Source organism: Candidatus Delongbacteria bacterium (assembly GCA_041675285.1).
Classification (GTDB): domain Bacteria; phylum CAIWAD01; class CAIWAD01; order CAIWAD01; family CAIWAD01; genus CAIWAD01.
The window spans coordinates 190,928-212,363 of the sequence record JBAYTZ010000006.1; the positions used below are offsets into that span (position 1 = coordinate 190,928).

Sequence of the window (21,436 nt, forward strand, 5' to 3'; positions counted from 1 at the left end):
GTTCAGGCCTCCACGAAATGCACAACGGCCGCCGTGTGGGCGGGCTTCTCGGCCATGATGAGCTCAGTGATGCGCCCCTTCTCCTCGGCGTCCAGCGGCGCCGCGTGCTCGATGGTGAGCCAGAAGGTGAAGCGCGTGTCCAGGTCGGCCTGGCTGAAGATCCGCGTCTGGCGCAGGTCATCCAGGTCGGGGTCCGCCTGGTCCGCCGCGCTGAGGAGGTGCGAGCGGTCTGCCTCGGCGTGCCGGGCCATCTCCTCCGACACGAGCCACACCCAACTCTGCGGGTCATCCGCGTAGGCGGTCAGGGCGGACAGGGTGTGGCCCAGCACGTCCTCCACCAGGTAGCGCATGCCCATGGCGCTGCCGGCATACTGGCGCGCGGCCGGCATGATGGCCAGGCGCGCCTCCAGCTGGGCGTTCGTTTCCCCCACCAGCCGGCGCGTCCCGCGGTCCAAGGCGTGGCGTTCCAGATCCCCCGTGCGCTCCGGGTCTGCGTAGTAGGGATCCGTCCCATCCCCCAGGGTCCACAGGAAGCCGCGCCGGCGCAGACGATAGATGGAGTCCTTGGCCGCGTCCAGGGACAGGCCCCAGGCGTCCAGCAGGCCGGAGAGGATGCTGCCATCCTTCTTCCGGCGCACGCTGGGCAGCATGCTCAGGAGCCAAGGTCCCAGGCGGCTCTCCATCAGAAGCTCCACTCGGTCTTATCGATGGGGTCGATTCCAGGCAGGCCCTCGCCCACCACGTCCGCGGCGCGGTCCTGATAGGTGCGGCCCTTCACGAGGTGCACGAGCGTGGCCGCCGCGGCGTCCACGTCCAGGTACTCGGCCGGCGTCGCCGGCACGTCTGCCGTGGGCACATCCACCGTCACGTTGTAGACGCCGTCCACGGCCATGACGGCCGCCACCAGGCGCGCACGGATCAGCCCCTCGCCCAGCTGCAGGGCGTCCGAATAACCCTGCAGGGCCAGGCGCACCGCCGCGTCCACCGTGGCCTGGTCGGCTGTGGCGAAGCGCCAGACGGTCAGGGAGAGGGCGACCTCGGTGATCTCCGCGCTGGAGACCACGAGCTGGGCGGTCAGCGGCTGCCGCGGGCGGATGTAGTCCTTCACCGCCTCCAGGAGCTCGGGCGTCGGTGCGCCGTCCGTGCCCAGCACGACCACGCCTACCGTGCCCGGGCCGTAGGGCGCGTCGTCCAGGACCATGGCAGCTTTCACGCCGGTCACGGACAGAGCCCAGGCCTGGTAGGCGCCCCGCGTGCCGCCCACGCCCAGGGTGTCCCACTTGAGGATGGCGCGCTCGCGCAGGGCCCGGTCGGACTCCGCGTCCGCGCCTTCCTCCACTAGGTAGGAGAGCGCGCCCACGTCCTGGTTGATGACGGTCTCAATGCCCGAGACCGTCGTCACGATGAGCGTGATGGTGCCCGGGCCCACGTTGCCGATGGCGCCCGCCTCCTCGGCCGTGGCCGTCACCACCACGCTCGTCTGGCCGGTCGCCAGGGTGGCGTCCACGTCGGTCAGGAAGCGCTGGCTGCGCCCGCTGGCGTCCTTGCGGCTACGCACAAAGGTGCCGGCCGGGATGAGCGTGTCCTGGATGGCCGGCGTGCTGCGGCCGAAGGTCAGGCGCACGCGGGCCTTCTTGGCAGAGAGGCGCCGAATGCCCACCTCGCGGACCTTCAGATCCAGCCACGTGCCCGTGGCCGTCTGCACAAAGAGCGCGCCGGAGACAGTCCGGATGAGCTGGTAGAGGCCGGCGATGCCGGAGGCGACCGCTTCCAGGATACCGCGCAGGCCGGCGCCCACGTTGAGATTCGTGAAGGGCGTCTTGGCCACCACCGCCTGCAGCAGGTCGGCCAGGATCTCATCGAAGGTCTTCATGCCTGGATCTCCCCCTGGCTGACCGTGAAGCTCCCCGCCAGCCCAAAGCCCCAGACCCACTCCTGCAGGCGGTCATTGCCGACCTCGGCAAAGCGGATCCGGTAGACCTTCTCCTCCGGCGCCGCGGCCAGCGGCTGGATGCTGATCGAGGCATCCTCCACTCGCGGCTCGTCTTCCAAGGCCTCGCGCAGGTAGCGCTGGGCCAGCATGCGCGAGCGCGGGGAATCCGGCGCGCCCAGGAGGCTCTTGATCCGGCAGCCCCAGGTTGGGTGGGCCGGCAGCTCGCCCGGCAGGCAGGCCAGGCGGTCGAGGATGTCCCGCGCCAGCACGTCGCCGTCCCGGGCGGCCGCCACGTCGCCGTTCGGCGCCACCACCAGGTCGCCGTCGGTGTCGAAGGCGAGGTCAAAGGCTTGGAACTGGGTCACTGGATCACCCCCGGCGCGGTCGTCTGGCCCGATTGCGCGCTTTGGCTGCCCGTCGTGGACACCGGGATGCCCGGCAGCACCTGGGCCGCGGACTGGAAGTGCTCGATGATGGCCTCAGCCAGCGCCAGGGCCTGGGCCGCATCAATGGCGCCGGCGTTGCCGGGCAGCGCAGGGTTCAGCCCGGACAGATGCTGCTCCGTCTTGGACTGGATCAAACTGGCCAGGGTCTGCGCGTTCAGTGCCATGTCCTAGACTACTCCGTCCGAGAGGTGTTTGAAAGCTCCACGCCCGACAAAGGCGCGATGGGCGTCGAGGTGGGACGACCTTTGTTGCCGATGTGCTGGTGTGCGTTGAACAGGGCCTGAAACGTGTTGCCCAGAATGACCTGCTCGGCCGCGCTCGTGCCCAGGTGGACGACCGGGGCCTTCACGTGGACCTTCACGTCCGACTCGATCTCGATCAGGCCATCCGCGTGGATCACCACGCGCGACTTGCCCTGCTCCAGCACGAGCTCCTTGTCCGCCGGACCAGCGCTGGTCAGGAAGCCGACCACGAAGGGCCGGTTCGGATCCCCGCCCTCAAAGGCCACCATGGCAGCGTCGCCTACCGTGGGCAGGATGACGAGGCGCGCGGACGCGGTGGACCAGACGGCCAGGATTTCACAGCGGGGCAGAAGGGACAGCTTCACGTCGTCTGGCTGGACGCTGACCGTGTAAGCGCCCGCGTCCACGGCCGTGACCTTCCCGCGCACGGGCAGGCGCATGTAGGAAGACAGGTCCGGCCGGCCCTGCTCCACCAGCTTCTTCATCTCGCTCAGCATGGCACCACCTGCAGGAGCGTGCGGCCGCCGGCGTGCCAGCGGTAGACCACCTCCTCCACGAAGAAGCGCACGCCGTCCACGGTCATCACCTGGCCGTGCTGGATGGGCGCCACCAGCGTCTCCACCAGCGTCATGCCCAACTTGCCCGGCCGGCGATCGATCAACGTGACGCCCGTCTCGAGATTAAGGGCCGGCGCCTGGCCGGGGTCCGGCGGGCCCAGCACCAGCTGGCCGGCGCGCACGTGGAAGCGGTGCTCGGTGCCCGTCTCGCGCGAGAGCCAGGTCGTGAGCTGCTGCAGGGCCTCCTTGGGCGTCAGGTGGTGGACGGGGAAGCGGCCGATCTGGGTGCCCGGGACCGTCGCCTGCAGGGACAGGCCCGTGCCGGCAATGAGGTCTTGGGCCAGCTCGGCGGGCGCCACGTGTTCCCACGTGCGCGTGATGCGCCGGCTGGGCGCCTGCAGGACGGCCTGGTAGTCGATGAGCTCGAGAGCCACCTGCAGGCCGTCGGGCTGGACGGCGCGCACAAGGCCTTCGAAGATCGTCGTGAGGGCCGGGTCGTCCTGGTAGCCCCAGCGGATCACCGCTTTCTGCCCGCGGGCCAGGGTCGGCGCCAGCGTCTCCTCCGGGTCAGCGAGCACCAAGCGCCCACTGTCCGCCGCGCTGCCTTGCGCCTGCACCCAGAACGAGACCACGGCCGGGTCCAGACGCTGGCCGGCGACCTCCACCTCGTAGACGGGATGGGTCCAGGCGCCCATCAGTAGGCGTCCTCGTAGCCCGGGTCGTCCTGGTCGTCTGCTGGGGCCTCGCCACTGCCTTCGGACATGCCATCGTTGAACTGGTCGCGCACGTAGCCCAGGTTGCGGTCCAGGTTCTCGTCCCCCTCGATGGCCTCCGCCCCCTCGGCGGCCGCGTCGTCCGCGGCCCCGGCGGCCGCGGCCTGATGCTCCAGCTGGGTTTTGATGGACTCGTACTCGACCAGTACCAACCGCACGGGGATCCAGTCTGACTCCCCGTCCTCGTCCGCCGTCAGCTCCTGGATCAGCACTTGACGGATGCCAAACAGGTCCGTCAGGGGCGAGATGATCTCCACGGGCTTGGGCAGGCTGGCCCGGCCGTCGCGGAAGAGCTTCTGCAGAGGGCGCAAGCGCTCCAGGGGTGAGGTGATCAGTGTGCCGTCCAGGCTCTCCTCCGGCACCAGCTCCAGATCCACCGTGATCTCGGCCGACTCGTAGCCCGTGGGCTGCCGAAGGGTCCCGCTCTTCTTGGGGATCTTCACTTCATCGATCTTGATGGTCTGTTTGACCTGCATGGCCCGAGGGGGCACAGGGAAGACCATGCCGCCCAAACTGAAGTGTATCTCGGTTAGGTTGCGTGTGACCGAGCCGGCGGCCTGGGCCTGCTCAACCAACGCCTGCTCTTGGGTGGGCGGCCCGGCCTGTGCTGCCGGGGCCGGCGGTCCCATGGGCTCAGTAGGCATACGTCACCCCGTCGATGCCTTCTTCCTGCCCTGCGTACTGACTCAGCCCAGTTTGAACCTGATCCACGATGCTCTTGGCCGGCGTGCCCTGGGTCGCCTGGACCTCGATCTTGGCCACATGGATGCGCCGATCAATGGTCGTGGACTGCTGGTTGCGAGAAATGGCCCGGGCCGGCTGGGCGCCGCTCGTGGCCCGGGCAGGGCGCACGTCCACCGGGCGGGCGGCGGCCACGCCCTCCTGAAGCGCCGCAGCGAGCCGGCCGCCCTTGGGCGCGCTGGTCATGGCCTGCGCCAGACCGGCCCCGCCCGTGGCCGCTCCCGCGCGCGGGATCGCCGTCGCCTTTCCTGTGTCCAGCGTAGGGATGAGCGGGATCTCCACGCCCGGGATCATGTTCACCGTCTTGATGAAGCCGTTGATCTTCCCCAACACCCAGTTCAGCCCAGACATGAAACCGTCCCAGAGCCCGTCCAGGAAGGTCCGCACCGGCTCGACCTTCGTGTAGAGGAAGACGAACCCAGCGGCCAGGATGGCAACCATGCCAATCACAATGCCGATGGGATTGGCGGACAGGGCCGCGTTGAACGCCCACTGGATGACGGACCAGGCCTTCGTCGCGGCCGCCACGGCCACGATCTGGGTCCGCAGGAGGAGCGAGCTGCGACCGGCCCACAGCGTGGCCGCCGCTGCGCGCAGGGCCGCCACACGGGCCACCAGGAACCCGCCGGCAGCCCGCCCGCCGGCCAGCACCGTCTGGGTGGCAAACATCCACACGGCCTTGGCGGCGCTCAGGATTAACGGCCAAGCAAAGGCGGCCAGGGAGACGAAGAGGAGTCCACTGACGATGGGGTTGTCCTGGATCCAGTTCCAGGCGCGCAGGATGGTGCCAACCAGGAACCCCAGGCCCCAGGCCACCATGCCGGCAAAGAAGAGGATGGGCGAGATCCCGCTCATGGCGCCCTTGTACCAGCCGGTCAGGAAGCGCCAGAAGGCGCCCAGGGTGGCGTCGAAGACCGTGGCGATGCCCTGGCCCAAGGCCTTCATCCCGCCCCAGATCGCGAGGGCCACCGGCTTGATGGCAAACCAGACCTCTTCCACCGTGTCACGGAAACCCAGGAAGTTGGTGTCCCAAGCTTTGGTGAGCCCCCAGATGGCCAGGCCCACCAGGGCGAAGGGCGCCACAACCTTCAGCGCGCCCAGAGCCAGAGCCTTGAGGCTGGCGGTCAGGGGGATGGCCGCCGAGTTCGTGACCCCCATGGACAGCGCGACCTGGCCCAGCTTGGCCGGCAGGCGCATGGCCATGCCGGCCAGGTGCAGCATGCCGCCTCCCACGAAGAGCAGCATGCCGCCCAGGATGAGGCCCACGGACAGGACGCCCAGGAATCCCACGGCCACCTTAGTCAGCGCCGGGTGGGCCTCCATCCAGCCCAGGATGGCCTCCGCCACGCCCTTCACGGCATCCAACAGCGGGATCACCAGCGGCATGAGGCTGCCGCCAATCGACATGGACACGCCGTCCACGGCGCTCTTCATGAGCTTCCAGTGACCCATGGGCGTGTCCAGGATGCGCTGCTGGAACTCCTGGGCCGCCCCCGACGACTGGCTGATGGACGTGCGCAGGCCCATCAGCTCTTCGCGCGAGCTGGTGAGCAGCAGGTTGAAGACCTTGATGCCCTCGGCGCCGAAAATGTCCGTCAGGAGCAGATTCTTCTTCTCGTCGGACAGGCCGCCCAGCTTGGCCTTCATCTCGCTGAAGACTTCGATGAAGTCCCGGGTCTTGCCTGTGGCCTGGTCGTAGGCCTCCACGCCCAGGCCCTTCTTCAGCTTGCCCGATTGGGTGTAGAGCTTGGTCATCGTCATGGCCAGGCGCGTGCCGGCCCGGGCGCCTACCTCGTTTCGGTTGGCCAGAACGCCCAGGAGGGCCAGGTTGGTCTCCGTCGACTGCCCGAAGGTGGCCGACGTGGAGGCCGTGTTGACCATGGACTCCTGCATGTCGGCGAACTTCAGGTTGGTCTTATTCATGGCCGCCGTGAACATGTCGCTTAAGTTCGTCGCCTCGGACAGCGGCTTCTGGTAGGCGTTCAGCGTGCCAACGAGGAGCGCGCCGGCATCGGCCATGGCCACCTGCTGGCCCGTGGCAAACGCGATGGTGTCGGCCATGATGCCCGTCTTGGTCGACACCTGCGTGGCGGTGAGACCCATGGAGGCCAGCTCGGCCTGGCCTTCGGCCACTTGCTGGGCCGTGAACAAACTGCGCGCGCCCAGGTACTTGGCCGCATCGCCGATCTGCACAACCTGGGCCGCCGTAGCCTCGGCGATGCCGCCCACGCGCGCCACTTCCGTCTGGAACTTGCCCACCTGCAGGATGGGCATGGCCAGGCTGGCTGCAATCCCCAGGCCCACCAGGGCCGTCTTCAGACCCGCCTTCTTCACGCGCTCGGCCGTCTGTTCGAAGGATCCGGCGAATTTGTCCAGGCGCTTAGAGGCCGCGCTAAAGGCCGACAGGTTCGACGTGCCGAAGACGCTGATGGTGATCGCGCTGGTGAAGCCGGTCATCGACATCGATCGCGTCTCCTATCGTTTCCGGCGTGCGCTACGGGGCGCCTTGCTGGCCTTGGACTCCTGCTCGCCCAGCCACTCGGCCGCCACGCAGAGCTCGAACACCCGGTCAAAAGGCAGCTGGTCGAGGATCTCAAACGTGTAGGCCGGGAATCGGTGGGCGATCACCGCGCGGGCCTGGAGATACCAGGCGCCCTCCAGGTCCGCGCGCGCCGCCCTTAGAGCTTTTTTACCGTGATCTCCTTCGAGTAGCCCAGGACCTCCTGGATCTTCTCGGACAGGGCCGCGATGCGCCCGGGCTCCCAGGTCTTGGACGTGTTGTACTCCAGGTCCTTGGCGTCCAGGGCCGGGTGCACGACGAAGGTCCGGACGATGTCCAGGGCCAGGCGCTGCTCGTTGCCCTTGGCGGCCTTGCCCAGGCGGCTGAACTCGTCCCAGCTGGAGCCGCGCACGATGAAGACGTCGCCCTCGGGCGTCTCCAGCTGGAACAGGCTCTGGTTGGGGTAGGCGGTGCGGAGCGTCTCGATCATCTCCGGCGTGATGGTCTGCGGATGCATGATTCCTCCGGGGTTGGGGTGTAGAGAGAGAACCGGGGAGAAGGACGCGGGGCCTGGCCTGGCTTGTCCGCGTCCCGTCTCCCCGGACGATGCTCGATCAGACGTAGGGCAGCATGCCCGTGGCGAAGCCCGAGCACTTGATGCTGATGGCCTCGGCGTCCTCGGAGTCCGAGATCCCGCCGTCGCAGGCCGTGATCTCGACGCCCGTGAAGGTCTTGGACATGGCCGCGTCCAGACCCGGGTAGAAGAGCACGATGGTGCCGTTGCGGAAGTCGGTGGGATCCAAGTAGAGCTCGCCCGCGAGCAAGCTGCCGGCGGCCATGGCGGCCCGGAGCGCCGTCATGGGCACGAGGAGCTCGGTGATCTCGAAGTCGATCTCGTAGGTCTTGTGGTTCGAGCGGACCACCCCGTGGGCGTCCTTGAACCCCGCGCCGAAGACCGGCTTCTTGTCCCGGGCCAGCTTCCAGTTGAAATTGATCAGGCCGAGCACGGGCACGCCGTTGATGAGCAGCTTGACGCTGTTCCCGGCGACGCCGTCCGCGAGTCCCGGAGTGGGCGGCATGGCAGTTCTCCTTCAGTTTGGCTGACTGGGTCAGCTCAGGTACACCTTCTCCAGGATGATCTCGAAGGCCTTCATGCTGTTGACGCTGGCCACGACCTGCGCCTCGCCCAGGTTGCGCATCTCGGCCGTGGAGATCAGCTGCAGGTCGTAGTCATCGATCTCGCCCTTCTGCATCATCAGGTTGGCCACCTGGCGCAGGTCCGCTTCCATCAGCTTCAGGCCTTCGCCCTCGGCGTCGTTGGGCTTGCCCAGGTGCGGCAGGGCCGCCAACCGGATCGCCTTGCCGAAGGCGTACGCCGCCCGCACCTTCTCGACGCGGTTGTAGGCACTGCCCGTCGGGCAGCGCGTGTTGCTGCAGCCGAAGATCAGCCCCAGCCCGGGCTCATTGCGCATGTGGATCAGGTTCTCCGTCACCAGGACGGTCTGCTGGCCCACGTTCCACTCGGGGCAGAGCGCGGAGACGTTGGGCGCCGACTTGGCCAAGAGGCTCTCCTGGACCTTCAGCGCCGCGTAGCGGCCGGCGACAGTCGACGTGATGCGGTTCCAGTAGACGGTGCCGGCCATGTCCGTGTACTGGGCTTCGCCCACGGCAATCACCGCGTTCTGGTCCGCCACGCTGGCGATGAGGGTCTGGATCGTGCCCAAATAGGTGGAGACCTCGGCGGCCGTGGGCGCCAGCGGGTTCGCCACCACCATGCGCGGCACGTCCAGGAAGGCGAAGCGCTCGCCCAGGTTCGACGTCACCATAGTGTTGCAGCTGGTCAGGATGGCCGCCCAGAGGGTCAGCGTGTCCGCACCCACGAAGTGGACCCAGTTGACGTCCGTGAAGTCCTCGCTGGCCGTGATGCCGTCCGTGTAGTCGCCGTTGGCCAGGGTCAGGCCGTCGTCGCCGCCGGCCAGGTTGGCCGTGGCCTTGGCCGCCGCCAGGCCGCCGGCGCCAATGACGGCCTTCACGACGGACTGACCGGCGTTGATGGCCGCCACCAGGGCCGCGTTGGTCGTGCCCGTGAAGGAGTAGACCGTGTCCGTGGCGGGATCGAGGATCTCCACCGTGCGGTCGGCGCCGTCCGCCGTCACGCCGATCTCGACATCGTTCCACCAGGCGCCCGGGTAGTAGCCGTTGAGCGTGAAGGCCGTGCCCGTCGCGCCCGGGATGGCCATGGTCGCCGTGGCCAGGGCGCTGCCCGCCAGGCGCAGGGCGTAGATGATCGTGGAGCCCGCGTCCAGGCGCTCCAGGATGGCCTGCAGCAGGGGCCCGCTCTTCAGCAGGTCCAGCGCGCTGCGCTTGTCGCTGATGATGTAGCGGGTCAGCTTCTCGCCCCCGCCCGCCGCGCCGGCCACGCACTCGATGGCCGTCGGCAGCTGGCTCATGCCGGCCAGCCCCGAGAAGTACTCGGTGTAGACGTCCTTGATGATCCGGGTCACGATGCCCTCCTACCTCTTCGCCGGGGCCGCGAGCCACGCGGTCACCTGGGCCTGCAACACTTCCGGATCCACCAGGGCCGTCCGGGTCAGCCCATGCGCAGCCAGGACACCGGCCGCCACCGGCGGCGCCAGCTTCAGCTTCTTCAGCACCGTCTCCGCCCGCTGCAGCACGTTGGGCGTGGCCGCGGGGGCCGCGGTCTCGACGGGCTTGCCCGGCTGTTCGGGCTGGGTGGTGGTCTTCATCATGAGGTCTCCCTTACGTCAGGTCCACGGTCAGATTCACGTCCAGGAAGGGCTTTGCCACCGCCGTCACCACGGGCCAGACAGCGGAAAGCTCCACGTCCAGGGTCACCTGGGCTTCGAACGGCACCCGGCTCAGCATCGGGCTCTGGTCACTCTGGGTGATCAGCCGCAGGCGCTCCAGGTGCACGTTCGTCCCCAACTCCTCGTCCACCAGATCCAGGGGCTGTCCCTGGGCGTGCCCGCGCAGCAGCGTGCGGATGCCCCGGGCCACTTCATCCACCAGGGTCGCGCCACTCTTCACGCCCACGGCCGCGCTTCGAATCGTCAGGCGCAGGACCTGGCGCTCTACGTGGAACTTCTCGTAGGTGTACTCGCTCGTCGTGGCGTCCAGCGTGCGGTTGTCGTAGGTGCCCGTGCCCTTCGATCCAGGCGTCAGGGACACCCGGGTCACGAGCAGGAAGGGCCATGGCTCCCCGGCTTGCGCCCAGGCCAGCTCATCCTTGAAGACAAAGAGGCCGGACACCAGACTGGCCACATGGGCCGCGAAGGCGCGCTGGACGATCATGTGAACTGCTTCTCCACCAGCTGGAAGGCCAGTTCCACCGCTGCTTCCACCGTCTTCGGCGTCATCACCACGCCCATCATCCAGGCCGGCGTCATGAAGGGCCGGGGCTTGGGATGCACGTAGAAGTAGGTCCGCTCCTCCCCGTCCTGGATGTTGTGGCGCACCAGCCACTCGCGCAGGCCCGGGATGTTGTCCACCTTCACCCAGTGCCCAACCGTGCCGTACTCCACGGGGGCCGCGTACTCGCTGGGCGTTCCCACCAGGACGGTGAGCGGGCCCACCACGACGATGTGGAGCGATGCGCGTAGGGCGCCCAGGTCTATGGATCCCTCGTCCGTCAGGCTCTGCTTGGCCTGGGCCTGCACGACCAGGGCGATTTGCATGATGGCCAGGGACAGGCTCTTGACCAGCACCTGGGGAAAGGCCTTCAGGAGCTTCTGGGTCTTCTCCAGGGCCTTCTTGTCCAGCAGCATGGTGACGCCGTCGAGCATCAGGCGCTCCCGTGCAGCTTCTTGGCGGAGAGCTCCAGGTGCGTCACCGTGCCGAAGAGGTTCCGCTCCACCACGTCCACCACCCGGTAGCGGCCGGCGCCGTGGGTGAACTCGTCGCCCTCGACCACCACCGTCCCGGCCGCCACGATGACCAGCACCTCGTGGCCCACTTGCAGCAGATCCTCCGGCGCCTTGGCTGACAAGACCGCCGGGACGGCCACGGGAGACCCGAAGCTCTCGCCCGGGTCCCCCGCGAAGCCCGTGGCCTGGGGGGCCTGGCGCGTCCGGAGCTGGATCACATCTCCCGTCGAGGCGAGCATGAGAGCCATATCCTTTAGGGCCAGGGTGGCCTCGGATGCCGTCAAGTAGCTCACACGCTCTCCTCGGCGATCACCGATCCGCGTTCAAAGAGCAGGGGCTTCAGCGACTGCAGGCCCTGGGCCACGCCCAGCTCCACCAGCCGCAGGTACTCGCCATGTGCGTGAGACAGGAGATCGCGCCACGCCCCCGCGGCGCGCGTGTTGTCGATCTCGATGGCGCCGGCCTTGAAGCTCGGACGCCGCGTGGCCTTGGCGATCTCCATCCGACAGCAGGTGGGCAGGGCGGCCAGGAGGAGGAGCTCCTCGTCGGCCCCGGACAGCTCCGGCAGGATGGTTTCCTGATCCACCTGCAGGGCGTAGGCGCGCTCGAAATCGCGGTTCATGGCCGCCAGGCCCCGCTTAAGCGCGCCGCGCAGCTGGTCGGTCGTCAGGTCGGTTTCATCCGCCGCGACCAGCTCGCCCCGCAGGTGTTGGATCAGGTCCGTGATCGTCGTGGCCATGGGCCCCTACTTCCGGCTGTTTCGGCCGCCACGGCCGCCCTTGCTCGTGGCCGGCGCTGAAGGCGCCGGAGGCGAGGCAGGCGGCGCCTGAGCCGGAGCCGGGGTCTCGGCGCCCGGTGTGCCCGGCCCTTCCGTGGTATCCGCGAAGGGATCCGGATCCGCATCCGCCCCCGGACCGTCGTCGTCGTCGTCGTCACCTCCCACGCGCAAGAGCGTGACGCCCTCCGTGAGGGCCTTGTCCGTCAGAAGGGTCGGGTCCGTCTCCGGGCCTTGGCCATCCTGCGCGCCACCGGCTCCCGTGCCGCCCTCGCCGGCCGTGCCGGCGCCTTCACCCGGGCCTTCACCGTCCGGCGCGCCACCGACGCCCGTGTCGCCCTCGCCGGCCGTGCCGGCGCCTTCACCCAGGCCCGCGCCATCCGGCGCGCCACCGGCGCCCGTGTCACCCTCGCCGGCGCCACCGGGGTCCGTCTCCAGCGTGCCGGTCGCCGTGAGACCACCGGGCTCCACCACAGGCTCTTCATCCGGGATCTCCTCGATGAGGAGCAGGTCGTCGCGCCCCGCGACGTCGGGCGGCAGCTCGTCTTCGAACCGGCTGGCCAGAACCGGGCTGAACACGCGCATGCCGATGACCACCGTGGTCGTCTTGGCTGTCACGAGAAACATAGGTCCTCCGGGGAGAGGGCCGGCCGGAGTCGCCCCCGGCCGGCAGCTGCAGCACTCAGGTGGATCAGGCGGTGATGACCACCTTGAAAACCAGGTCGGGGCGCGTGATGCCGATCGCGCACTCGTGGTAGGTCAGGAAGCCCACCTTGAAGCCGGACTTCTGCGGGTCCACCTTCAGGGCCGTGCGGATGTCATACTTGCCGACTTCCATGTCGGGGATGACGATGACCTCGCTGGCATTCATCGAGGCCGTGTTGACCAGGCCCGCCCCGCCGAAGCGGTTCAGCACGCCCTTCTCCACGAACTCGCGCCGGGACTCGGGATCCAGGTTGAAGTCCTTCAGGTCGATGAGGCGGCTGCCGCGCAGGAGGATGTAGCGGGCGTTCAGCTCCAGGTCGTTGATCTTGCTGATGATCTGGCCCAGGGCCGTGTCGGTGAGCTTGCCACCCGAAACGGTCACCACATTGGTGGAGGGCGCCAGGGCCGCGGCGGCCGACAGCAGGGCCACCAGCTTGGCGTTCAGCTTGTTGCGGATGGCCTGGGCCGCGTCGGTCTGCATCTCCTCGATCTTGCCCAGATTGCCGCTGGCCAAGTCGGTCACGTCCACCGTGGGATTGGCGTGGACGCGGAAGACCGGGAAGATGACCTGCTGGTCATTGTTGACCTCCTGGCGGTGCGGCTGGCCGCCCACACCGATGTAGTGGGCCTGCAGGGCGCGGCGCTTGGAGTGCTTGGCCTCCTGTCCGGGCTGCAGCGTGTGCTCGGTCAGGATCAGGGGGACGATGTTCTTGCGGTCGATCTCCATGCGGATGACCGCGCCCACGGCCTCGGCCAGCGCGTAAAGACCGTTCTCCGTCCGCGTGGACTGCTGCACCAGGTTTGCCAGGGCCTGCAGCTCGGCCTCGCTCATCTCGGCTTTCGTCTTCATCAGGATCTCCTTGCTTCGGGGTTGCCAGGGCTAGGCGGAAACCAGGCCGTGGTTGGTCCACAGGACGCTGATCTCCGAGCCGTCCACGGAGAGCACACGGCCCACGATCGTCGTGCCGGTCGTGGCCACCTTCAGCTTGGCCGTGGTGGCATCGAAGGTGAGGTTGTTCCCGGCCGCCGGCGTGCCCGAGAACTGGTCCGTCTGGAAGACGAAGCCGCCCGTGTCCACCACGCAGGGCGTGGTCTCCGAGGCCCCCTGCGTGGCGCAATCCTTGTCCGCCCGTTTGAGGACGCCTGCCGGCACGTCCGCGGCGTTGGCCACCACGGAGAACTCGTTGTTGCCGACGGTCTTGACCACCTGGCCCGGCGTGCCCGGCCCCTTCAGGACACCGTCGCCGAACTCGATGCCGGGGTGGGAGTTGTTGTACATGGTTCGCTCCTTCTGATTGAAGTCCGCCCCGGCATCACCGGGTCGGGGGTGATGCTACTCGACCACGTCGCCCCGTTCGCGGGCCAGGCGGCGCTCGTGCAGGGCGGCCAGGCCGTCGCCCAGCTTCTGGGTCAGATCCTTGGGAGCCGGGTCGCTGCCCGTGGGCGGGGCCAGACTGGCATTGGCGCGCAGCGCGCCCTTGTTGCCCGCGGCGGCGGTGGGGGCACCTTCTCCGGCCGCGGCCGCAGCCGCCTTCTCCTCCTCGGTGGGCTCCTTCACCGGCTCGGCGTCGGCCATGCCCGTCCAGCTGTCCTCCACGGCCTTGCGGGCCTCGTCGGACAGGCCGGCCAAGCGCTCCACCTCCGCCTGGCGCGCGGCCGCGTCGGCGAACGCGCGGCCCTTCTTCTCCATCAGTGCGACGAGGGCCTCGGCGGCGTCCTTGGCCGCGCTCTTGGCCTTCTCGTCCTCGGCGGCCTGGACCCGGCCGGTCAGCTCCTCGTTCTGGGCGGCCAGCTGCTCGGCGTGCTCCAAGAGCTCGGCCTGCGTCATGTCCTTCAGCGGCTTGTCCGTGGCCGCCTGGGCGCTCTTGTCCTTCATGTCGTCCGTCTCCTTGCTGATGCTCGTGAGGATCTGGATCACGCGATCCGCCGTGTCGGTGGCGGCCTGGCGAATCTTCGTGCCGGTGTCTTCCAGCGTGGCCTTGCTCGCGGTGAAGTCGCCCACGAGCGTGCTCACGACCGTGCCGAAGGCATCCTGCGCCCGCCACAGGTCTTCCCGGATTTCCTGCTGGATGAGGACCTGCTTGACGTTCTCGGGGCGGGCGCCCATGTCGCCGTAGTAGGAGGACGCACGCAGTCGACCGTCTTCGCCCTGTGCCATGGACGTGATGTCCGCCTTGGGGTCGGCGGGCTCGTAGCCCTCCAAGAGGCCGGCGCCCGTGAAGGTCACTCCGTGGAGGATCTCGAAGCAGTCCTTGCCGTCGACCTTCTGGCCCTTCTGCTTCTTCAGATGTTCGCAGCGGTCCGCCGCGGCCGTGAAGGTCTGGCCACAAACAGAGCACTCGCCCTTCTCGTAGGAGCACTCCATCGAGACCTTGGTGATCAGGTTTTCGTGGATGAGCTTGCGCGCCTTGGCCGCCAACTCGTCCGAGCCCGTGAAGAGCTTTCCGGCGCAGACGACCCGGCCGCTGTCCACATCCTCGAAGACCGCGGACTCCGTCTTGCCCACGATGTCCTGGGCCTTCTGGCCGTGCTTCAGATTGATCTTCACGCCGGCGGCGCTGGCTGCGGCCTTCTTGAGCTCGGCCACCGTGAAGTGGTCGTGGTTGCGGTTGGTGCCCGCATGGCAGAGCACGAAGGCGATCTCGTGGTCCTCCTGGCCTTCGGGCTTCTCCTCGGCCACGGCCACCAGTCGACCCACCTCCAGGCTGGCCGTCAGGGCGGCCCGGGTAGCCGTGTCGTGCTTCGGATCCGGATTTGGCTTCACAGGGAGTTCCTCCGGGGTTTCGCTGGCGGGCATGAGTCGCCCCAGAAACAGGACCTCGCGGGCCTTGGAGTAGCCTCCATCCCGCTTCGGGCCCGCCATCTGGTAGTCGTGTTCGGTGTCGGTTTTGGTGGTCTGACGCCCAGCGGCTTCCAGGATCTCCTGCAGTTCCGCTTCGCTGGGCACGGCCTGGTCACGGTAGGAGAGCAGACAGGCCGGGATGTGGGCGGCCTTTCCCAGAACGGCCTGCAGGAAGGGGGCAATGGTGTCGGCGTTCTGGTCCGCTTGCGTCTTCTCCCGGGCATTGACGGACGTGGAATCCGGATTCCGGCCCTTTCCCTTCACCATCACGGCCTCGATGGCGTGGTAGTCCTCGCTGTAGTTGTGGGAACTGGCCGGGGTCACGTAGGGGGGGTCCAGATACACCAGATCGGCCTGGACATTCGGGAGAAACGTCAGCACGTCCAGGCATTTGGCCGAGCACGCTTCCCCTTCCACCACCAACTGGTTCAGCCGGCGGATGGTCGCGCCAATCCGGGCCCGGAACTCGTCGGGCGTGTCGCCTGTGGGCGAGACTTTCTGGGTCGTGAAGTGCTGGAACCACCCTTTTGCCATCAGCATGGCCGCACCCAGCGCCGCCAGGGCGATGTCCCGCTTGAAGCCCTTCAAGGCATCGACGTTCTCGCGCACTTCGTCAATGGCCTGGTGCACGCCCTCGCGCCAGAACTTCCCGGAGTAGGTGTCCTGCGTGAAGCTCCCGGCCTCCGGGTTGGGAACCAGGAGGGCGTCAATCTCCTCGTCTGTGACCTGGGCGCGCTGGTTGACCACCACGGCGCGCGCCACGTGCCACGACCAGCGCAGGCTGTCATTGGTGGTGACCTGGAATCCTTCGGATTTCAGCATGTAGGCGACGCTGCAGCCCCCCGCGAAGGCGTCCACCACGTGGTGCACGTCCTCGGGGATCTGCTCGCGGATCCAGGCCAGGAGCTTGCGCTTGGTGCCGATGTAGGGGACGATCCGGGTGGGCGCAGCCGAAGAGCCTGCCAGGCTGGCAAGCTCAGGAAAGAGAGCGGCTTCAAGAGTCAGAAAATCGTGCATGCGCCCACACCCATTGGTTTGGGCCACACGATTCACATTCCGAGAGGAGAAACAAAGAGGCGGGAGAAAATAGTGGCGAATTATTTCGGAGCGTGGACTTCCTCAACGAAGCGCCGGAAGACCTCAGCATAGGCGGCGTCGGCCACCTCGTGAATCTCGCTGGCACACCGGTCGTAGCCGACGTGCTCTTGCCAGTACTCCAGGGCTTCGCGCGTGAAGCCTAGGTTCGACTCGATCAGGCGATTGCAGCAGTCGCTGGCGCGCTGCTCGTCCAGTGGAAAGGCCTCGTCAAACACCATGTCGAACCGGTCACCCTCGCACCACACCCACACGCCAATGGGCTCCTTGCGGGGCGGCTCTTCGTCCATAGCGAACACGTAGAAATAGGCGATCTTCACGCGGCATCCTCCCGGAGGGCCACCACGCGCTCCAGCCAAGCCGCGGCCTGGGCATCGATCACCGCTTGCAGCTTCTCCTTCCCGCCAAAGCGCTCCACAGAGGCATCCCAGTCCCGGTAAACAGCGGCCTGCGACTCACTAAACTCATGCGGGTCATTCTTCGACACCAGGATAGAATACCCCGCTTCTTGCTCTGCAAAGGTCACGTTCCCCGCATCGCGGTACTCCACTTCGCACTCAAATGCATGTTCCGGGTGACCACTCCCCGTGGTGTCCAACAGAGCCATTTCAGCGAAGTAGATGAGGTAGCGCCACGACTGGACCTCCCCAGTGGCTCGGTCGAATAGCGGCGTTGCTTCGAGCACGCGCATGCCGGCCAGATAGCGGCGCACAAAGAACTCATCCGGGAAGGTCACCCGGTAGATGCAGCCAAACTCGCCCTGTAGCGAGTCCAGAAACGCTTGAAACGCCTGCTTTTCCGTGTCCCGGATGTCCATCACGACCTCGCCACAATCACGTCTTCGATTTTCCGACCATCCGGCAACATCTCGATTCCCTGCTCGCGGAACAAGCTGAGGATGCGCTGCCGCTCCGCCTGGTGATTCACGATCACTTCCTGCAGATTTTCAAGAACGGGCACGGGGCCTTTGAAGATCGTCTCGTTGCTCCCGTTTCTGGCACAGGTCTTCCACCCCTTGGCATCACTGAAGCGGTGCACGGCCGCATGGTTCCCGGTCACCCGGCCGAAGTAGTCGCTCGAATAGCTGATCGCGTCAGCCCGGCGCAGCATGTCAACCTTCAGGGTGATCACGTTCTGCAGTTTGGGGTCATTCTTGGCGATGCGCGTAAAGAAGTAGCTGGCGCCGCCTGTATTCAGGTCCTCAGCAGGGCTCATCCCACCGATGGGGATGCCCGTGCCGAAGCGCTCGGCCGTCGGGACAAAGGCCCGGTTACCCGGGAGCACCTCTTTGAAGAACTGCTCGATCGACTTCCCGTTGGAGATATGATGGGTCAAGACGTAGTCTTGCATGTCCTTCTGGAACTTTTTCTCGGCCAAATCAAAGCGGTACTGGATGCGCGTGCCGGCCGCCCCCACCTCGCCCGTGGCCGTTGACAGCTGGTGGACGCCCGAAGGATTGTAACTGGACAGCTTGGTCACGTTCTTCACGCCCAGTTGGTGCCCCCAGGCCTCGCGCCAAATCCGCAGTGCCTCTTCCGGGCTCACCTTGGCGGCGTCCTCGGCCGCCTGAAGGAAGGCCGGCGATTTGTCCACTTTGGACACCGTCGCCACCTTTTGCAGGTACATCAGCTCTTCATCGACCGCATTGGATGGCGTGGCCTCGATCCCCAGGCCCTTCAAGCGTTCCATGGCACGGGCCACGGACGTCTCCGACACAGCTCCATCGACCTTCACCGTCAGCCGGCCCTGCAGAGCATAGGCGGTCTCACCTGGCTGGAACGGCTTGTAGACCGCCTTCACGCCCTGGCCCAGGTCCACCTCAAACTCCATCAAACGATCCGCCAGCCGACCATCATGCTCGGACAGAGGCACGCTTTCGCGCTCGATCACTACCTGGGATCCCTTCTGGCGGGTCATGTCTTCCGTCCAGCGGTCGCGCGCGCGGACGGTGAAGGCCTCATCGGTGGGGGGCGTCGCGGCCTTTTGCAAGGCTTTGATGTCCGCGGCATCGGGCGTGAAGCGGGTAACCTTGCCGACGGGCAACGCGCCTCCATCCGCCATGGCACGCTGCGTGGACTCCGCCACTTCGTCCAGCACGGCCATGTACTGCTTCGCCAGTTTCTGCTGGATGCGATTCCCGGTTTCAAGAAGCTTCCGCAATTCAGGACGCAGGCCCTGAGCAGCCTTCAGTGTCTCAAAATTGAACCCCTTGTCCTGGAGATGGTGATTGGTCGTCTTCACCGCCGCCAGGATGCGATCCCAGTACGGGTCCTCAAACAGGGAATCAGCCACCATGCCCGACACGCGGGGCTTCAAGATCGACACCAACTGGCGATCCGCTTCGGGTCGCAGTTTAAACTGCAGGATCGTGCGCCGGCCCCCGTCTGGGGTCAAGAGCTCACGCACCAGGACATTCTGGTCTTCAATGGCACCTTTGTCCACGGGCAGCGAGCGCCCCTGCCAGCCCGACTCGCGGATGCGCTTGACCTCTTCTTCCAGATTGATCCGGCTGCCACGCGCCCAGGAGGCCTCACCTGCCTCCACCGGGGTGGCCACGTCCACCTGACCAAACCGGAAGGTCACCGTCTTCCCCATTCGGGCGGTTTCGATTTCGCTGTAGAAGCGCTCGAAATCGGTCTGGAGGCTATTCTTCCTGGCCAGTGCCGTGCGAAGGAAATCCTCCAGCGCACCCGGCTGGCCGGCGAAGCGCCGACTGGCGTAGGGCATGAGAATCTCGCGGTAGGCCGCATCGGGAATCGCCTGGGCGCGCCGGATCCACTCTGCGGTTGCCTGCAAATCAAGCGTCAGCTTCCCGTCCAGGTAGGAGCGCATCAGCGTGTTGTAGATGGGCTCGCCCGCGTTGAAGGGTTTATTCGGGTAGTAGTCAATGGCAAGCTTGTCCTTGCCCAGGAACTTGTAGAGCTGGCCCTTGTCGATGCCGTACACGTGGCCGTCATCGGCTCGCAGGAACTGCCCGACGTGTCCGTCGTGGTTGGAAATCATCCAGTCCACGACGTGCTCGCGCTGCAGTTGAGCAAGTTCGTCCGGCGAGAGCGCCGCCAGATCCACGCCCTCGTAGCTGCTGGGCCTTTTCAGCCCGGTCTTCATTTTTTGGATCGACCCCGCGCGCACCCGGCCGTTCATGTCCTTCAGCTGGATGAAGCGCACCTCGATCGTGTCTGGATCCACTTCGCGCGCCAGGAGATAGGCCACTTCGTCGCCCCAGGCGCGGAACTCTTCGCTGATGGGCTTGAACAGCCACTTGTCGCCGGCCTTGTCCGTGTAGAAGTACTTCGTGTGCGCGCCACCCAGCTCGCTGGCGTCGCTGTGGAACGAGAACGGGTTCGTGGCCTTCAGCTCGGCCCAGGCCTCGTCCGCCGTTTTCGCCTGCACGGCCGGGCTCGTGGCCGGGCTGATCGGGGATGTCGGCGGAACCGGCTTCTGGGCCTTCTTGACCTTGGCGGCCTCCTTGGCTGCCTGCACCTTGGTCGCGATTTGCTCCAAGAGGGCCGGTCGCCCCGCTGGATCCAGCAGGTAGTCCACGGCCTGGACCTTGCTGAAGGAGGACGTGTGCTTGACGCCCAGGGTCGCCAGCACCTTGCGCAGGTCCGTCAGCGGGGACTGCTCCAGGCTCGTGACAAACGCCGTCTTCAGGGCCTCCACGCCGCTTGACCAGGTCGCCGCCGTTTCCGCGCCAACTGTCTCCATCACGTCATCGATGTGGGTTTGCAGGGCCTTGATGGACGCCATGAACTCGTCCGCCTGGGAGGCGTTGGCCACCTCCAGCGCCGAGTCCCTCAACTGGTGGAAGGCTTCTGTGGCCTTGGCCACCTCTTCAGCCTTCTTGGCGGCAGCCAGTGCCGCTTTCTCCGCCGCTTTGGTCGCCGCCCACTTGGCGGCCTCGTCCGCATTCACGGCCTTCAGGAGGGCGTGGATCAGCTCGTCCTTCGACTTCAGGGCCCCGATCTTGTACTTCTTGAGCCAGACGTCCAGCTCGGCCGGCGTGTGGCCGGCCAGCCAGGCGGGATCCTGACTGGAGGCCTCCGCCAGGAGCGTGATGCGATCGGCTTTCGTGCGGGCAATGGAAATGCCTTTCCCCTTGGCCACCTCGCGCAATTGCACCACGGTCAACTTGCTGTAGTCGCCACTCTGCAGCGCTTGGTTGACGGCTGGATTCTCCAGCGTCTGACCCGCCAGCTGGGCTTCCAGGGCCTCCTTGGTCATGAGCTGGGAAATGTCCGCTGGCACGTGCGTGCAGCGGCAAGCAGGGTGCAAGGGCTGGCTGAGGAGGTCCGCCAGGTTGTATTCCTTGCCATCCAGGGGGCCGCAATCGGGGCACGTGCGCTCGTCGCCGGCGGTCAGCCAGCGCACGCGCGTGATCCCCACCTGGGCTTCGATCTTCACCGCGCCCTGGTTGTAGGCGCGCATCACCTCGCTGCGTGCGATGAGCTCGGCGCGCTGCTGCACGCTCCGGAAGACCGTCTTGCCGGCCTGGCGGAACTCGTCCGGATCCTTGACGATGCCGCCGATGCGCCGGGCAATCTTGGCCGGGCCTTCGCCCTGGGCGATGCCCACCTGCACGGCGCTCTTGATCCCCGCCACCAGGTCGTCTGTGAGCTTGCCCAAGAGCTGCAGCTGGTAGTTCGAGAGGAAATCCAGGGCGTCCGTCGGGACGAGGGAGAAGGCCGCTTCCGCCAGGGCCTCCCGTCCCGCCTGGTCCAGGGCCTGGTAGCCGCCCACCTTCAGGGCGCCCAGTTGGGCGAGCTTGCCCTCGATGCCGACCTTGGCCAAGTCCTCGGTCACACCCTGGTAGACCAGCGTCAGGTTCTGCTTCAGCCGCGCGGCCGTCTGGCCCAGGTTCTTCTCCAGCGCCTTCAGCCTTGCCAGCTGCACGGCCTTGCCGGGCTGGGCGGCAGGGCCGAACTGGGACAGATCGCCCAGGG

24 protein-coding genes are annotated in these 21,436 nt (G+C 66.9%); all 24 read right to left on the minus strand.

What is annotated here, in order from left to right; translation table 11 throughout:
• Window positions 1–2 precede the first annotated feature (2 nt).
• The 24 genes from WC326_08070 to WC326_08185 all read right to left on the minus strand — a co-directional run bounded on the left by WC326_08070 (window position 3) and on the right by WC326_08185 (window position 21,296).
• The gene (locus WC326_08070; protein MFA7331012.1) at window positions 3–683 is read right to left on the minus strand and encodes a hypothetical protein; all 681 of its coding nucleotides are present in this window, start codon (window positions 681–683) and stop codon (window positions 3–5) included.
• Window positions 683–1,873, minus strand: coding sequence for a baseplate J/gp47 family protein (locus WC326_08075; protein ID MFA7331013.1), 1,191 nt, complete (start codon window positions 1,871–1,873; stop codon window positions 683–685). Before WC326_08075 ends, WC326_08070 begins: the two co-directional genes overlap by 1 nt.
• Window positions 1,870–2,298 carry a GPW/gp25 family protein gene (locus tag WC326_08080; protein MFA7331014.1) on the minus strand — a complete coding sequence of 143 codons (429 nt, stop codon included), beginning with the start codon at window positions 2,296–2,298 and terminating at the stop codon, window positions 1,870–1,872. The genes WC326_08075 and WC326_08080 overlap by 4 nt, the downstream gene beginning before the upstream one ends.
• Window positions 2,295–2,543: a hypothetical protein gene (locus tag WC326_08085; protein MFA7331015.1), complete on the minus strand. Its 249-nt coding sequence runs from the start codon at window positions 2,541–2,543 to the stop codon at window positions 2,295–2,297. Before WC326_08085 ends, WC326_08080 begins: the two co-directional genes overlap by 4 nt.
• Window positions 2,544–2,551: 8 nt before the next feature.
• The gene (locus WC326_08090; protein ID MFA7331016.1) at window positions 2,552–3,118 is read right to left on the minus strand and encodes a phage baseplate assembly protein V; all 567 of its coding nucleotides are present in this window, start codon (window positions 3,116–3,118) and stop codon (window positions 2,552–2,554) included.
• A complete protein-coding gene (locus WC326_08095; GenBank protein MFA7331017.1) occupies window positions 3,112–3,873 on the minus strand; it encodes a hypothetical protein in 762 nt (253 codons plus the stop codon). Before WC326_08095 ends, WC326_08090 begins: the two co-directional genes overlap by 7 nt.
• The gene (locus WC326_08100; protein ID MFA7331018.1) at window positions 3,873–4,427 is read right to left on the minus strand and encodes a hypothetical protein; all 555 of its coding nucleotides are present in this window, start codon (window positions 4,425–4,427) and stop codon (window positions 3,873–3,875) included. The genes WC326_08095 and WC326_08100 overlap by 1 nt, the downstream gene beginning before the upstream one ends.
• A 157-nt stretch (window positions 4,428–4,584) precedes the next feature.
• The gene (locus tag WC326_08105) at window positions 4,585–7,155 is read right to left on the minus strand and encodes a phage tail tape measure protein (protein MFA7331019.1); all 2,571 of its coding nucleotides are present in this window, start codon (window positions 7,153–7,155) and stop codon (window positions 4,585–4,587) included.
• 12 nt (window positions 7,156–7,167) lie between these two features.
• Entirely contained in the window at window positions 7,168–7,320 is a 153-nt protein-coding gene (locus WC326_08110; protein ID MFA7331020.1) for a hypothetical protein, read from the minus strand.
• A 50-nt stretch (window positions 7,321–7,370) separates the two neighbouring features.
• Entirely contained in the window at window positions 7,371–7,709 is a 339-nt protein-coding gene (locus tag WC326_08115) for a hypothetical protein (protein ID MFA7331021.1), read from the minus strand.
• A 97-nt stretch (window positions 7,710–7,806) separates the two neighbouring features.
• Complete coding sequence (locus WC326_08120; protein MFA7331022.1) at window positions 7,807–8,271, minus strand: hypothetical protein; 465 nt, start codon at window positions 8,269–8,271, stop codon at window positions 7,807–7,809.
• 30 nt (window positions 8,272–8,301) lie between these two features.
• Window positions 8,302–9,696, minus strand: a complete 1,395-nt coding sequence (locus WC326_08125; protein MFA7331023.1) for a DUF2586 family protein — start codon at window positions 9,694–9,696, stop codon at window positions 8,302–8,304.
• A gap of 9 nt (window positions 9,697–9,705) precedes the next feature.
• Window positions 9,706–9,942, minus strand: coding sequence for a hypothetical protein (locus WC326_08130; protein MFA7331024.1), 237 nt, complete (start codon window positions 9,940–9,942; stop codon window positions 9,706–9,708).
• Window positions 9,943–9,952: 10 nt separating this feature from the next.
• A complete protein-coding gene (locus tag WC326_08135) occupies window positions 9,953–10,504 on the minus strand; it encodes a hypothetical protein (GenBank protein ID MFA7331025.1) in 552 nt (183 codons plus the stop codon).
• Window positions 10,501–10,995 (minus strand): HK97 gp10 family phage protein, encoded by a 495-nt coding sequence (locus WC326_08140; GenBank protein ID MFA7331026.1) that lies wholly within the window; start codon window positions 10,993–10,995, stop codon window positions 10,501–10,503. Before WC326_08140 ends, WC326_08135 begins: the two co-directional genes overlap by 4 nt.
• Entirely contained in the window at window positions 10,995–11,369 is a 375-nt protein-coding gene (locus WC326_08145) for a hypothetical protein (GenBank protein MFA7331027.1), read from the minus strand. The genes WC326_08140 and WC326_08145 overlap by 1 nt, the downstream gene beginning before the upstream one ends.
• Window positions 11,366–11,815 carry a hypothetical protein gene (locus WC326_08150; protein MFA7331028.1) on the minus strand — a complete coding sequence of 150 codons (450 nt, stop codon included), beginning with the start codon at window positions 11,813–11,815 and terminating at the stop codon, window positions 11,366–11,368. Before WC326_08150 ends, WC326_08145 begins: the two co-directional genes overlap by 4 nt.
• 6 nt (window positions 11,816–11,821) lie before the next feature.
• Window positions 11,822–12,478 (minus strand): hypothetical protein, encoded by a 657-nt coding sequence (locus WC326_08155; protein MFA7331029.1) that lies wholly within the window; start codon window positions 12,476–12,478, stop codon window positions 11,822–11,824.
• Window positions 12,479–12,542: 64 nt separating this feature from the next.
• Complete coding sequence (locus WC326_08160) at window positions 12,543–13,406, minus strand: HK97-fold major capsid protein (GenBank protein ID MFA7331030.1); 864 nt, start codon at window positions 13,404–13,406, stop codon at window positions 12,543–12,545.
• Between the two features lie 30 nt (window positions 13,407–13,436).
• Window positions 13,437–13,835 (minus strand): hypothetical protein, encoded by a 399-nt coding sequence (locus tag WC326_08165; protein MFA7331031.1) that lies wholly within the window; start codon window positions 13,833–13,835, stop codon window positions 13,437–13,439.
• A gap of 54 nt (window positions 13,836–13,889) precedes the next feature.
• Complete coding sequence (locus WC326_08170; protein ID MFA7331032.1) at window positions 13,890–16,415, minus strand: DNA adenine methylase; 2,526 nt, start codon at window positions 16,413–16,415, stop codon at window positions 13,890–13,892.
• Between the two features lie 80 nt (window positions 16,416–16,495).
• Window positions 16,496–16,813, minus strand: coding sequence for a hypothetical protein (locus tag WC326_08175; GenBank protein MFA7331033.1), 318 nt, complete (start codon window positions 16,811–16,813; stop codon window positions 16,496–16,498).
• The gene (locus WC326_08180; protein MFA7331034.1) at window positions 16,810–17,310 is read right to left on the minus strand and encodes a hypothetical protein; all 501 of its coding nucleotides are present in this window, start codon (window positions 17,308–17,310) and stop codon (window positions 16,810–16,812) included. Before WC326_08180 ends, WC326_08175 begins: the two co-directional genes overlap by 4 nt.
• Window positions 17,310–21,296 (minus strand): phage minor head protein, encoded by a 3,987-nt coding sequence (locus tag WC326_08185; GenBank protein MFA7331035.1) that lies wholly within the window; start codon window positions 21,294–21,296, stop codon window positions 17,310–17,312. The genes WC326_08180 and WC326_08185 overlap by 1 nt, the downstream gene beginning before the upstream one ends.
• Window positions 21,297–21,436: the final 140 nt, after the last annotated feature.